This window comes from Pseudomonas sp. 8O, from assembly GCF_902506495.1.
In the GTDB taxonomy this organism is placed as follows: domain Bacteria; phylum Pseudomonadota; class Gammaproteobacteria; order Pseudomonadales; family Pseudomonadaceae; genus Aquipseudomonas; species Aquipseudomonas chaetocerotis.
This window is the reverse complement of sequence record NZ_LR733265.1, coordinates 726,896-739,887: the sequence shown is the minus strand read 5'-3', so window position 1 is coordinate 739,887 and position 12,992 is coordinate 726,896. Positions and strand designations below refer to the sequence as shown.

The 12,992-nt window shown below is 62.7% G+C and carries 11 protein-coding genes; 3 read left to right on the top strand and 8 right to left on the bottom strand.

Annotation, left to right across the window (positions count from 1 at the left end; genetic code table 11):
- Positions 1–190: 190 nt before the first annotated feature.
- From cysN to GV002_RS16865, 3 genes are all read right to left on the bottom strand, one after another.
- On the bottom strand, positions 191–2,086 hold the full coding sequence (gene cysN, locus GV002_RS16875) for a sulfate adenylyltransferase subunit CysN (RefSeq protein ID WP_160019484.1): 1,896 nt from the start codon (positions 2,084–2,086) through the stop codon (positions 191–193).
- 12 nt (positions 2,087–2,098) lie between these two features.
- Positions 2,099–3,016, bottom strand: coding sequence for a sulfate adenylyltransferase subunit CysD (gene cysD, locus GV002_RS16870; protein WP_160019483.1), 918 nt, complete (start codon positions 3,014–3,016; stop codon positions 2,099–2,101).
- 132 nt (positions 3,017–3,148) lie between these two features.
- The gene (locus GV002_RS16865; RefSeq protein WP_160019482.1) at positions 3,149–3,907 is read right to left on the bottom strand and encodes a Nif3-like dinuclear metal center hexameric protein; all 759 of its coding nucleotides are present in this window, start codon (positions 3,905–3,907) and stop codon (positions 3,149–3,151) included.
- A 110-nt stretch (positions 3,908–4,017) separates the two neighbouring features.
- On the opposite strand from GV002_RS16865, the gene algW reads away from it, so the two are divergent.
- The 3 genes from algW (at position 4,018) to GV002_RS16850 (ending at position 8,063) form a co-directional block, all read left to right on the top strand.
- Positions 4,018–5,160 carry a Do family serine endopeptidase AlgW gene (algW, locus tag GV002_RS16860; protein ID WP_160019481.1) on the top strand — a complete coding sequence of 381 codons (1,143 nt, stop codon included), beginning with the start codon at positions 4,018–4,020 and terminating at the stop codon, positions 5,158–5,160.
- Positions 5,161–5,248: 88 nt separating this feature from the next.
- On the top strand, positions 5,249–7,330 hold the full coding sequence (locus GV002_RS16855) for a TonB-dependent siderophore receptor (RefSeq protein WP_160019480.1): 2,082 nt from the start codon (positions 5,249–5,251) through the stop codon (positions 7,328–7,330).
- A gap of 13 nt (positions 7,331–7,343) precedes the next feature.
- Positions 7,344–8,063, top strand: coding sequence for a DUF4198 domain-containing protein (locus GV002_RS16850; protein WP_160019479.1), 720 nt, complete (start codon positions 7,344–7,346; stop codon positions 8,061–8,063).
- A 69-nt stretch (positions 8,064–8,132) separates the two neighbouring features.
- Here GV002_RS16850 and hisC read toward each other — a convergent pair whose 3' ends face one another.
- From hisC to GV002_RS16825, 5 genes are all read right to left on the bottom strand, one after another.
- Complete coding sequence (hisC, locus tag GV002_RS16845) at positions 8,133–9,185, bottom strand: histidinol-phosphate transaminase (protein ID WP_160019478.1); 1,053 nt, start codon at positions 9,183–9,185, stop codon at positions 8,133–8,135.
- A 128-nt stretch (positions 9,186–9,313) separates the two neighbouring features.
- Positions 9,314–10,621 (bottom strand): histidinol dehydrogenase, encoded by a 1,308-nt coding sequence (gene hisD, locus GV002_RS16840; protein ID WP_160019477.1) that lies wholly within the window; start codon positions 10,619–10,621, stop codon positions 9,314–9,316.
- Positions 10,622–10,746: 125 nt separating this feature from the next.
- Positions 10,747–11,382 carry an ATP phosphoribosyltransferase gene (gene hisG, locus GV002_RS16835; protein WP_160019476.1) on the bottom strand — a complete coding sequence of 212 codons (636 nt, stop codon included), beginning with the start codon at positions 11,380–11,382 and terminating at the stop codon, positions 10,747–10,749.
- Between the two features lie 69 nt (positions 11,383–11,451).
- On the bottom strand, positions 11,452–12,717 hold the full coding sequence (gene murA / locus GV002_RS16830) for a UDP-N-acetylglucosamine 1-carboxyvinyltransferase (protein ID WP_160019475.1): 1,266 nt from the start codon (positions 12,715–12,717) through the stop codon (positions 11,452–11,454).
- Between the two features lie 23 nt (positions 12,718–12,740).
- Positions 12,741–12,980 carry a BolA family protein gene (locus GV002_RS16825; RefSeq protein ID WP_003459267.1) on the bottom strand — a complete coding sequence of 80 codons (240 nt, stop codon included), beginning with the start codon at positions 12,978–12,980 and terminating at the stop codon, positions 12,741–12,743.
- Positions 12,981–12,992 lie beyond the last annotated feature (12 nt).

Genomic DNA, 12,992 nt, shown 5'->3' with positions numbered 1-12,992 from the left:
CCAGAAATACCGAGCCCCGCGATTGCGGGGCTTTTTGTTGGACAAGCATTGTAGAAGCGAGCTCTGCCCGCGCCCCCGAGGGCACAGTGTTTCGCGAGCAGAGCTCGCGCCTGCAACCGGCCGGCGCCTTGCGAGGCGGCAATGAAAAAGCCCCGCATTAGTGCAGGGCTTCTCGTTCAACGCAGGAGGGTCAGATCGCGCCGCGACTGCGCAGCAGATCCAGCACCGCCTTGACACCCTCCTCGACCGACTGCGTCTGAGTGTCGATCACCAGATCGGCATCCAGCGGCACGTCGTAGGGGAAGCCTTCGCCCGGGATATTGTCACCACCGGCGGCGTACAGCCCCTGCGGGTCACGCTCGCGGCAGATCTGCGGCGAGGCCTGGACGTAGACGGTAACCAGGCGTTCGGCACCGATCAGCGCCTTGGCCTGCTCGCGACCTTCGGCATCCGGAGCGACAAAGGCGGCCAGGGCGATCATGCCGGCCTCGTTGAACTGACGCGCTACATGGGCGGCGCGGCGCCAGTTCTCGGCGCGACCGGCGCGATCCTGCGGCAGGCCCTTGTTCAGGTCGTGGCGCAGGTTCTGGCCATCCAGTACGTACACAGCACGGCCCATATCGAACAGCTTGCGCTCGACCGCATAGGCCAGGGTGCTCTTGCCCGCTCCAGACAAACCGCTGAACAGCACGGTGGCTGGCTGCTGACCGAAGCGCGAAGCACGCTCCTCGGTCGACACATGCGCCAGACGACCATGCTGACCGCCGCCATGAGCGACCGGATCGGCGATGATCATGCCAGCACCGACGGTGCCGTTGGTCAGGCGATCGACGATAATGAAAGCGCCGGTGGTGCGGTTGTACTCGTAACCATCCAGGGCGATCGGCGCATCCAGCGCCACCTTGACCCGGCCGATCTCGTTGAGCCTCAGCTCGCTGGCCGCGCCCTGCTCCAGGGTGTTCACGTCAACGCGATGAACGATACTCGGGATAGAGCCCTGCACGTAGCTGGTGGCGCGCTTGATGTCGTACTTCTTGCCCGGCAGCATCGGCTCTTCGCCCATCCAGACCAACATGGCCTCGAAGCTGTCGGTGACCAGCGGACGGTTGTCGGCATGCACCAGCATGTCGCCACGGGAGACGTCGATCTCGTCTTCCAGGGTCAGGGTGATCGCCTGGCCCGGGCCGGCCTGCTCCAGCTCGCCCTCGTACGTGACGATGGACTTGACCTTGCTGGTCTTGCCCGACGGCAGCGCCATGATCTCATCGCCCTTGCGCACGATGCCGCTGGCCAGGGTGCCGGCGAAACCGCGGAAGTTCAGGTTCGGGCGATTGACGTACTGCACCGGGAAGCGCAGGTCGTCGAAGTTGCGGTCGCCAGCGACCTCGACAGTCTCGAGAATCTCCATCAGCGACTGGCCGGTGTACCAGGGCGAGCGCTCGGACCTGTTGACCACGTTGTCGCCCTTGAGCGCCGACATCGGCACGAACTCGAGGGTGGTCGGGCGCAGGTTGATCTTCTCGGCGAAGGCCAGGTAGTCGGCCTTGATCTGCTCGAACACGCCCTGGTCGAAGTCCTTGAGGTCCATCTTGTTGACGGCGACGACGATGTGCTTGATGCCCAGCAGGGACGCGATGAAGCTATGGCGCTTGGTCTGGGTCTGCACGCCGTAGCGGGCGTCGATCAGGATGATCGCCAGGTCGCAGGTCGAAGCGCCGGTAGCCATGTTGCGCGTGTACTGCTCATGGCCGGGGGTGTCGGCGATGATGAACTTGCGCTTGGCGGTGGAGAAGTAGCGATAGGCCACGTCGATGGTGATGCCCTGCTCGCGCTCGGCCTGCAGGCCGTCGACCAGCAGTGCCAGATCGATGTCATCGCCGGTGGTGCCGACTTTCTTCGAATCCTTGGTGATGGCTTCCAGGTGATCCTCGTAGATCATCTTGGAGTCATGCAGCAGACGACCGATCAGCGTGCTCTTGCCGTCGTCGACGTTGCCGCAGGTAAGAAAGCGCAGCAGTTCCTTGCGCTCGTGCTGGGCCAGGTAAGCGAGAATGTCCTGACCGATCAAATCGGATTGGTGACTCATGGTGCGCGATCCTCAGAAATAGCCCTGACGTTTCTTTTCTTCCATCGACCCGGCAGCATCGTGATCGATCACACGACCCTGGCGCTCGGAAGTACGGGTCAGGAGCATCTCCTGGATGATTTCGGGCAAAGTCAGTGCCGTGGACTCCACCGCACCGGTCAGCGGGTAGCAGCCGAGGGTACGGAAACGCACCATCTTCTTGGTGATGCGCGCCTTCTCTTCATCGGACAGGTGCTCGAGGATGCGCTCGTCGTCGATCATGATCAGTGTGCCGTTCTTCTCGATCACTTCACGCTCGGCGGCGAAGTAAAGCGGCACGATTGGAATCTGCTCCAGGTAGATGTACTGCCAGATGTCCAGCTCGGTCCAGTTCGACAGCGGGAAGACACGGATCGACTCGCCCTTCTTGACCTTGCCGTTGTACACGTTCCACAGCTCGGGGCGCTGGTTCTTCGGGTCCCAGCGGTGCTTGCTGTCGCGGAAGGAATACACGCGCTCCTTGGCGCGCGACTTCTCTTCGTCGCGACGCGCGCCACCGAAGGCGGCGTCGAAGCCGTACTTGTCCAGCGCCTGCTTGAGGCCTTCGGTCTTCATCACGTCGGTGTGCTTGGCACTGCCGTAGGTGAAGGGGTTCATGTCCTGCGCCACACCATCAGGGTTGATGTGGGTGATCAGATCCAGGCCCATCTCGCTGACCATCTTGTCGCGGAAGCGGTACATCTCCTGGAATTTCCAGCGGGTATCGACGTGCATCACCGGAAACGGCAGCTTGCCAGGGAAGAACGCCTTGCGGGCCAGGTGCAGCATCACGGCTGAATCCTTGCCGATGGAATAGAGCATCACCGGGTTGTCGAATTCGGCGGCCACTTCACGAATGATGTGGATGCTTTCCGCCTCCAGCTGCTTCAGATGGGTCAATTTGTCGAGCATGGCTACTCACGGTTTGCTGTTGTGGGGCCGGCGGGCCGTGGACGAGCGCGCACTCTATCACAGCGTCTGCTTATACTCAGGACGCCAGTTAGACCGAAACGATCTAGCGTTATGCCTGCCCGTACGGGCGATTCAGATCGGGTTGGGGCAGTCGATGAACAGATGTTCGAGTGCGAAACGCCGCGCCAGATAATCCCCCAGGGCCTTTACGCCGTAGCGTTCGGTGGCGTGATGGCCGGCGGCGATGAAGCTCACGCCATTTTCGCGTGCGCTGTGGAAGGTCTGCTCGGAGGCTTCGCCGGTCAGATAGAGGTCGACTCCTGCAGCAATCGCCTGGTCGATATAGCCCTGGCCGCCGCCCGTGCACCAGCCGACTCGACGAATCAGCCCGTCGCCCTCTACCAGCAGCGGCTCACGCCCCAGCGTTTGCTGCACGAGCCTGGCGAAGTCGGCCGCGCTCATTGGCTCTTGCAGCGAGCCGACGAGGCCAACGGTGCGCGGATTTTCCGGCTCAAGCAGGCCCTCGACGACGATGCCTAACTGCCGCGCGAGCTGCACGTTGTTACCCACCTCGGGATGCACGTCCAGCGGCAGGTGATAGGCCAGCAGGCTGATGTCATTGGCCAGCAGCGCTTTCAGGCGGCGCTGCCTCATGCCGATGACACAGGGGTTCTCGCCCTTCCAGAAATAGCCATGATGCACCAGTAGCACATCGGCCTCGGCCTCGATGGCCGCGTCGATCAGTGCCTGGCTGGCGGTCACGCCGCTGACGATGCGACTGACCTGCGGACGCCCCTCGACCTGCAGGCCATTGGGGCAGTAATCATTGATACGCGACGCGTTAAGAAAAGCGTCAGCTTCTTCCACTAGCGTGGTCAGGGCAATGGCCATGAAGATTCCTCACAAGCTGTTGCGGGCCGCTGCCTAATTGGCGAGCACCTCACTATAATGCGCCACCTTAAGGGCCGGATTTGGCCCCCGCAACCCTCAGGATTGTCTCGATGCCCCAGGCACTGCGTTTTCTCGGTTGGCCCCTGCTGGTCGGTGTGCTGTTCGCACTGCTGCTGATTCAGCGCTACCCGCAGTGGGTCGGTTTGCCAAGCCAGGAAGTGCAGCTGGTGCAAGCACCGCTCTACAGCCGCCTGCAGGAAGGCCCGGTGTCCTACTCCGAGGCAGTCGATACTGCATCGCCAGCAGTGGCCAACCTGTACACCACCAAACTGGTGAGCAAGCCGGCCCATCCGCTGTTCGAAGATCCGACGTTCCGCCGCTTCTTCGGCGACAACCTGCCACGCCAGCAGCGCATGGAGTCGAGCCTCGGCTCGGCCGTGCTGCTGAGCCGTGAAGGCTATCTGCTGACCAACAATCATGTGGTCAGCGGCGCCGACCAGATCGTCGTCGCCCTCAAGGACGGCCGCGAAACCCTGGCGCGGGTGATTGGCAACGACCCGGAAACCGACCTGGCCGTATTGAAGATCGACCTGCCCAATCTCCCGGCAATCACTCTGGGACGCTCCGACAGCATTCGCATCGGCGACGTCACCCTGGCCATCGGCAACCCCTTCGGCGTCGGTCAGACCGTGACCATGGGTATCATCAGCGCCACCGGGCGCAACCAACTGGGCCTCAACACCTACGAAGACTTCATCCAGACCGATGCGGCGATCAACCCCGGCAATTCCGGCGGTGCGCTGATCGATGCACACGGCAACCTGGTGGGCATCAACACGGCGATTTTCTCCAAGTCCGGCGGCTCGCAGGGCATCGGCTTCGCCATTCCTGTGAAACTGGCCATGGAGGTGATGCAGGCAATCATCGAGCATGGCCAGGTGATTCGCGGCTACCTCGGCGTCGAGGTGCAACCACTGACGCCGGAGCTGGCCGAGTCCTTCGGTCTCGATGGCCGTCCAGGCATCGTCGTCGCCGGTGTCTATCGCGACGGCCCGGCACAGAAGGCCGGCCTGCAGCCTGGCGACCTGATTCTCAGCATCGATGGCGAACCGGCCAGTGACGGTCGCCGTTCGATGAATCAGGTCGCACGCACCACGCCTGGCGACAATATCCGCATCGACGTGCTGCGCAACGGCAAGCCGCTGCAGCTGACCGCCGAGGTCGGTATTCGCCCTCCCGTTAACGGCAACTGATCGGCGCTCATTTTCAAGTGGGAACTTTTCTCGATTGAGGTTATTGTAATGTTATTACATAAATCACAATCATCCGGAGACCCTCCCCTTGCGCGTCACTTCCGCCTTGCTTGCCGGCAGCCTGTTAACACCCTGCGCTCTTGCCGCCGAATCTCCAGCCCAACTGGCCGACAGCATCATCAGCGCCCCCAGTGAACAAGCCGATGGGCCAGTGCAGGGCTACCGCGCCAAACGCTCATCCAGTGCCACCCGCACCGACACACCGATCAGCGAAATTCCCCAGGCCATCAGCGTGGTCCCCGCCCAGGTGCTGGACGATCTCGGCAGCAGCCGTATCGACCGCGCCCTGGATTTCGCTGGCGGCGTCTCGCGGCAGAACAATTTCGGCGGCCTGACCTTCCTCAACTACAGCGTGCGTGGTTTCACCACCGGCGAGCTGTACCGCAACGGTTTTGCCATCAACCGCGGCAGCTACAGCTCGCCGGACGCATCGGCCATCGAGCGCCTGGAAGTGCTCAAGGGGCCGGCGGCGGCCCTCTACGGTCGCGGCGACCCCGGCGGTCTGGTCAATATCGTCACCAAGCGCCCGCAACTGGAGCCCTTCACCCAGTTCAAGGCCAGCGCCGGACGCTGGGATCGCTACCGCAGCAGCCTCGACGTCAACACGCCACTGAACGAGGACGGCACTCTGCTTTCGCGGGTCAACCTGGCAGTGGAAGACAACGGCAGCTTCCGTGATCACGCCGGCAACCAGCGGCAGATCATCAACCCGACCTTCACCTGGCAGTTATCGCCAGACACTCTGCTGATGATCGACAGCGAGTTTTCCCGCACCGACTCGGTGTTCGACCGTGGCATTCCCGCCGTCAACGGCAAGATGGGCGCGGTCAAACGCTCGACCTTTCTCGGCGAACCCAATGACGGCAAGATCCGTAACAACGACCAGTTGCTGCAGGTCAGCCTCGAGCACTATCTGAACGATGCCTGGAAGCTACGCCTGGCCAGCCATTACAGCCAAGGCACGCTGGACGGCAACAGCTCCGAACCTTCGCGCCTGATTGGCGATCAGGTCACGCGTTTCTACCGCGAACGCAGCTTCGAATGGAACGACAGCATTACCCAGGCCGAACTGCATGGACAATTCGAGCTGGCCGGCTGGCAACACCAGACGCTGCTGGGGCTGGAGTACGAGAACTATCGCAACAGCCAGAAGTATCCGCAAAGCGTCACCGGCCTGGGCTATGGCCAGGACATCTACAGCCCGATCTATGGGCAGCCGAAACCGCCCATAGTCAATCCCAACGACTTCCACGAGCACACCGAAAGCTACGCCCTCAACCTGCAGGATCAGATCAGTTTCAACGAGCGCTGGAGCGGCCTGCTCGGCGTGCGCCTGGAGCGCTTCGAACAGACTGCACTGAACCGCAGCACCCGCGTCAGCAACGAGCAGAGCAAGGATGTCGCCACACCGCGCGCGGGCGTGCTCTATCAGCTAACGCCAGAGGTCGGTGTGTTTGCCAACGCCTCGATGTCGTTCAAACCCAACGCCATCGGTGCTCAGGGTCAGGTGTTCAAGCCGGAGAAGGGTCTCGGCTACGAAACCGGCCTCAAGCTCGACCTGCTCGACAGTCGCATCGGCGCCACCGTGGCGCTGTTTCATATCGACAAGGAAAACGTGCTGACTGCCGACCCGAATAACCCCGGCGACAGCATCGCCGCCGGCAAGGCGCGCAGCCAGGGTCTGGATCTGCAGATCACCGGCCAACTCAGCGAGGCCGTGAGAGTCATCGGTGCCTATGCCTATATCGACGCCGAAGTGACCAAGGACAACAGCATCCCTGAAGGTAGCGACCTGCTCGGCATCGCCCGCAACAGCGCCAGCCTGATGAGCGTTTACCAGTTCCAGAGCGGCGCACTGCAAGGTTCCGAACTGGGCGCCGCGATCACCTACGTTGGCGACCGTTCCGGGCAGACCGGCAGCGATTTCGAGTTGCCGGCCTACACCACGGTCGACCTGCTCGCACGCTGGCAAGCCAGCAAGGACCTGAGCCTGGGGCTGAACCTCAACAACCTGTTCGACCGCAAGTACTACGAGCGCTCGTTCAACAACGTCTGGGTAATGCCCGGCGACCCTCGCAATCTCAGCGTCAGCCTGACACTCAACCTTTGAATCGGAGATTCACATGCGTATTCCTGCCTACCTGCTGCTCGCCGGCCTGTTCGCCAGCAACAGTGCACTGGCCCACGGCCTCTGGACCGAAGAGCGCCGTGGCAATATCGAAGTCGTCTATGGCCATGGCGCCGAGGACAATGCCTTCAAGGCACAAAAGATCAGCGGCGCCTGGGCCTATGACGCAGCAGGCCGAATGATTCCGGTGACCGTCGAGCGCCTGGCCGATCACGCCCGCCTGCAACCCTTGAAGAAACCCGCCGTGCTCGGCGTGGCCCTGGACAATGGTGCCTGGTCAAAGACCCCGGAAGGCCAATGGATCAACCAGGGCCGCAGCCAGGTGGCGAACTCGACCCAGTCGCTGCGCACCTTCAAGTACAGCCTGGCGATCTACAGCGAAGGCGCCAAGCTTCCCGACCTCGAGCAGTTGAAACTGGTCATCGTTCCAGAAACCGACCCGCTCAAGGTCGGCCCCGGCAAGCCACTGCCCGTGCGCGTGCTGGCTGACGGCAAGCCGCTCGCTGGCGTCGAGCTGGTCGGCGATTACCGTGGCGCGCCGCATCAGGTCAGCGCCAAGACCGATGCCGAAGGCCGCGCTCAGGTGATGGTGCGCAACGAAGGGCTGAACATCATCAGCGCTGCGGTCTACCTGCCGGTAGAGAACGACCCCAACATCGAAAGCCGCGGTCTGTTCACCTCGCTGACCTTCCTCGGCGAGCCGCATCACGAGTAAGCCCCCTCTGTGCCATGAAAAAAAACGGTGACGCTTACGCGCCACCGGCTCTCTTCAGACTCGCCTGGATCAAAGGCCTTGCAGGGCGTCCAGCAGTGCCTGGTTCTGCTCCGGCGTACCGATGGTAATGCGCAGGAACTGGGCGATGCGCTGTTGCTTGAAATGGCGCACGATCACCCCCTGCTCTCGCAGCCCGGCCGCCAGCGTGGCGGCATCCTTGCCCGGATGACGGGCGAAGACGAAGTTCGCCGCCGAAGGCAGCACCTGGAAACCCAGTCCCTGTAGACCGGCGACCACCGCCTCCCGGCTCTCGATCACCTGTTGGCAGGTTCTCTCGAAATAAGCGCGGTCCTCGAACGCCGCCGCAGCACCAGCGATGGCCATGCGATCGAGCGGATAGGAGTTGAAGCTGTTCTTGATCCGCTCCAGCGCCTCGATCAGATCCGGGTGGCCGACCGCGATGCCGACGCGCAGCCCGGCCAGCGAACGCGACTTGGACAGCGTCTGAGTGACCAGCAGGTTCGGGTACTTGTCGACCAGGGCGATGGCCGTCTGACCACCGAAGTCGATATACGCCTCGTCTACCAGCACCACGCTGTCCGGGCTGTTCTGCAGCATGCGCTCGATGGCCTCGAGCGGCAGCAGGCAGCCCGTCGGCGCATTGGGATTGGGGAAGATGATGCCGCCATTGGTCCGGGCATAGTCTTCGACACGGATCTGGAACTGCTCGTCCAGTGCCACCTGCTGGTAATCGATACCGTACAAACCGCAGTACACCGGATAGAAGCTGTAGCTGATATCCGGGAACAGCAGCGGCGCCTCGTGCTGGAACAGACCATGGAAGGCGTGCGCCAGCACCTCGTCGGAACCGTTGCCGACGAACACCTGGCTGGTCTGTACGCCGTAATAGTCGGCTACCGCCTGCTTCAGGCGATCCCCATTGGGATCAGGGTACAGGCGCAGGTCATCGTTCAGCTCAACCTGCATAGCCGCAATGGCCTTGGGCGACGGGCCGTAAGGGTTCTCGTTGGTGTTGAGCTTGACCAGCTTGCTCAGTTTGGGCTGCTCACCAGGTACATAGGGCACCAGGTCCTTGACGAAGGGGCTCCAGAATTTGCTCATCTGCCCTTCTCTCCTCGAATGCGTTGCATGGACGATGGATATCGCTTCGATCAACCGGCGAAGCGCGATCCCGCAGGGTGCGCCGTGCGCACCAAAACATTCACAAGGTGCGCATGGCGCACCCTACTTCATTTGATGCGGTACTCGGCGCTACGCGCATGCGCGGTCAGCGACTCGCCACGGGCCAGCACCGAGGCGCTCTTGCCCAGCTCCGACGCGCCATCCGGCGAGCAGAAGATGATCGACGAGCGCTTCTGGAAGTCGTACACCCCCAGCGGCGAAGAAAAACGCGCGGTACCGGACGTCGGCAGCACGTGGTTGGGGCCAGCGACGTAATCGCCCAAGGCTTCTGCGGTGTAGCGGCCCATGAAGATCGCACCGGCATGGCGGATCTGCGGCAACCAGGCTTCCGGGTCGGCCACCGACAGCTCCAGGTGCTCCGGCGCGATGTGGTTGGCAACGGTGATGGCCTGCGCCATGTCCGCCACCTGGACCAGCGCGCCACGGCCTTCCAGCGAAGTACGAATGATCTCGGCACGCTCCATGGTCGGCAGCAGCTTGGCGATGCTCTCGGCGACGCGGTCGAGGAAGGCAGCATCCGGGCTGACCAGAATCGACTGTGCGTCCTCGTCGTGCTCGGCCTGGGAGAACAGGTCCATGGCGATCCAGTCCGGATCGGTCTGGCCGTCGCAGACCACGAGGATCTCCGACGGGCCTGCGATCATGTCGATGCCAACCTTGCCGAACACGTGGCGTTTGGCGGTGGCCACATAGATGTTGCCGGGGCCGACGATCTTGTCCACCGGCGGCACGCTCTCGGTGCCATAGGCCAGCGCGGCGACAGCCTGGGCACCACCGATGGTGAACACGCGGTCGACACCGGCGATGGCGGCAGCAGCCAGCACGAGTTCGTTGATCTCGCCGCGCGGGGTCGGCACCACCATCACCACCTCGGGCACGCCGGCGACCTTGGCCGGAATAGCGTTCATCAGCACCGAAGAGGGATAGGACGCCTTGCCGCCAGGCACGTAAAGGCCAGCGCGATCCAGCGGGGTGACCTTCTGCCCCAGCACAGTGCCATCGGCCTCGCTGTAGCGCCAGGAATCCTGCTTCTGTTTTTCGTGGTAGCTGCGCACGCGCTCAGCGGCAACTTCCAGCGCCTCGCGCTGAGCCGGGCTGATGCGGGTCAGGGCCAGTTCCAGACGCTCACGCGGCAGGATCAGGTCAGCCATGGAGGCAACCTCCAGGCCGTCGAAACGCTGGGTGTATTCGACCAGGGCGGCATCACCACGCTCACGCACGGCCTGGATGATTTCCAGCACGCGCTGGTTGACGCCATCGTCGGAGACGCTTTCCCAGGACAGCAGATGATCCAGATGACGCGCGAAGTCCGTGTCGGCGGCGTTGAGTCGGCGGATGGCAACGGGTGCGGTCATAGCAAAAGCCTCATTAAATGGCGTTTTCTCGGGCGCCCGTAATGTAGCAAGCCCACCGTGCGGGCACCCAAGAAAAATGGCTATGACACGGATAGGCTACCGCGACCAGACGCCGCGGGAAGGCATCAGCCCTGGTGTCGCGCCTCGACGGCGCTGCGCAGGGTTTCGATCAGCGCCTGGATACGCGCGTGCTGCATCTTCATCGAAGCCTTGTTGACGATCAGCCGCGAGCTGATGGTGGCGATCATTTCCTGCGGCTCCAGGCCATTGGCACGCAGGGTGTTGCCGGTGTCGACCACGTCGATGATCTTGTCAGCCAGACCTACCAGTGGGGCCAACTCCATCGAGCCGTACAGCTTGATGATGTCGACCTGACGGCCCTGCTCGGCGTAGTAACGCTTGGCAACGTTGACGAACTTGGTGGCCACGCGCAGGCGCCCTTTCGGCTCCGGCGCACCGACCTTGCCGGCCGTCATCAGCTTGCACTTGGCGATCTGCAGGTCCAGCGGCTCGTAGATACCCTGGCCGCCGTATTCCATCAGCACGTCCTTGCCCGCCACGCCGAGGTCGGCCGCGCCATGCTCGACGTAGGTCGGCACGTCGGTGGCCCGCACGATCAGCAGGCGCACGTCATCCTGAGTGGTCGGGATGATCAGCTTGCGGCTCTTGTCCGGGTTCTCGGTCGGTTCGATGCCCGCTGCGGCCAGTAACGGCAGGGTGTCATCGAGAATGCGGCCTTTGGACAGGGCGATGGTCAGCATGAAACGGTTTCCTTGAACGGAAGCGGCCGCTCCGACAGGGAGCGACCCTACGACAACGGAGACAGGCGATCAGCCCGGTACGCGACGGATTTTCGCGCCCAGCAGCTGCAGTTTTTCCTCGATGCACTCGTAACCACGGTCGATGTGGTAGATGCGGTCGATCAGCGTGTCACCGTCGGCCACCAGCGCGGCCAACACCAGGCTCGCCGAAGCACGCAGGTCGGTCGCCATCACCGGCGCGCCCTTGAGCCTGTCGACACCCGTAACCACGGCAGTGTTGCCTTCGACCAGGATGTTGGCGCCCATGCGCAGCATCTCGTAGACGTGCATGAAACGGTTTTCGAACACGGTCTCGATGATGGTGCCGGTGCCCTCAGCCACGGCATTCAGGGCAATGAACTGCGCCTGCATGTCGGTGGGGAACGCCGGGTACGGAGCGGTACGCAGATTGACGGCCTTCGGACGCTTGCCCTTCATGTCCAGCTCGATCCAGTCCGGACCGGTGGTGATTTCGGCACCCGCTTCCTGCAGCTTGGCCAGCACGGCCTCCAGGGTCGAAGGATCGGCGTCCTTGACCTTGACCCGACCACCGGTAACGGCGGCAGCGACCAGGTAGGTGCCGGTTTCGATACGGTCGGGCATCACGTTGAAGCGCGCACCATGCAGGCGCTCGACGCCGTCGATGATGATGGTGTCGGTACCGGCACCCTGGATCTTCGCGCCCATGGCGATCAGGCAGTTGGCCAGGTCGACCACCTCAGGCTCGCGCGCGGCGTTTTCCAGCACGCTGCGGCCCTTGGCCAGAGTCGCAGCCATCATGATGTTCTCGGTACCGGTCACGCTGACCACATCGAAGAAGAAGTGGGCACCACGCAGGCCGCCATCCGGCGCCTTGGCCTTGATGTAGCCGCCTTCGACGTCGATGATCGCGCCCATGGCCTCGAGGCCACGGATATGCAGGTCGACCGGACGCGAACCGATGGCGCAACCGCCCGGCAGCGCCACTTCGGCCTCACCGAAGCGAGCGACCATGGGCCCGAGCACCAGGATCGAAGCGCGCATGGTTTTTACCAGCTCGTAAGGCGCGATCAGGGTCTTGATCGCCCGCGCGTCGACTTCCACCGACAGCTTCTCGTCGATCACAGGTTCGATGCCCATGCGACCGAACAGCTCGATCATGGTAGTGATGTCGTGCAGGTGCGGCAGGTTGCAGATGGTGACAGGCTCATCGCCCAACAGGGTCGCTGCTAGAATCGGCAGAGCAGAGTTCTTCGCACCGGAAATGCGGATTTCGCCATCGAGGCGAGCGCCGCCGGTAATGATCAGTTTATCCATTAGGAATCTCGTCGCCCGCAGGCTCAGGAACGCGCGGCCCAATCGGCCTGGCTGAAGAATTTCATGGTCACGGCGTGGATGCTGCCATCAGCGATCCAGGCATTGAGGTGGGCATAGATCTGCTGCTGACGTTTGACCGGGCTGAGGGCGGCCAGTTCGTCGCTGATCAGGTTGAGTTGGAAGTTGCAGCCTTCGCCTTCGACTTCCACCTGGGTGTTCGGGAGTTTTTCCTCTAGGAGGCTTTTTACTTCTGCAGCCTGCATGCTCGACCTCGA

Bases quoted from the DNA above. Each gene is read 5' to 3' on its own strand.
- GV002_RS16865 (WP_160019482.1), bottom strand. From the start codon at position 3,907: ATGGCCATTGCCCTGACCACGCTAGTGGAAGAAGCTGACGCTTTTCTT.
- GV002_RS16850 (WP_160019479.1), top strand. From the start codon at position 7,344: ATGCGTATTCCTGCCTACCTGCTGCTCGCCGGCCTGTTCGCCAGCAAC.
- murA (WP_160019475.1), bottom strand. From the start codon at position 12,717: ATGGATAAACTGATCATTACCGGCGGCGCTCGCCTCGATGGCGAAATC.
- cysD (WP_160019483.1), bottom strand. From the start codon at position 3,016: ATGCTCGACAAATTGACCCATCTGAAGCAGCTGGAGGCGGAAAGCATC.
- cysN (WP_160019484.1), bottom strand. From the start codon at position 2,086: ATGAGTCACCAATCCGATTTGATCGGTCAGGACATTCTCGCTTACCTG.
- hisC (WP_160019478.1), bottom strand. From the start codon at position 9,185: ATGAGCAAATTCTGGAGCCCCTTCGTCAAGGACCTGGTGCCCTATGTA.
- hisG (WP_160019476.1), bottom strand. From the start codon at position 11,382: ATGCTGACCATCGCCCTGTCCAAAGGCCGCATTCTCGATGACACCCTG.
- algW (WP_160019481.1), top strand. From the start codon at position 4,018: ATGCCCCAGGCACTGCGTTTTCTCGGTTGGCCCCTGCTGGTCGGTGTG.
- GV002_RS16825 (WP_003459267.1), bottom strand. From the start codon at position 12,980: ATGCAGGCTGCAGAAGTAAAAAGCCTCCTAGAGGAAAAACTCCCGAAC.
- hisD (WP_160019477.1), bottom strand. From the start codon at position 10,621: ATGACCGCACCCGTTGCCATCCGCCGACTCAACGCCGCCGACACGGAC.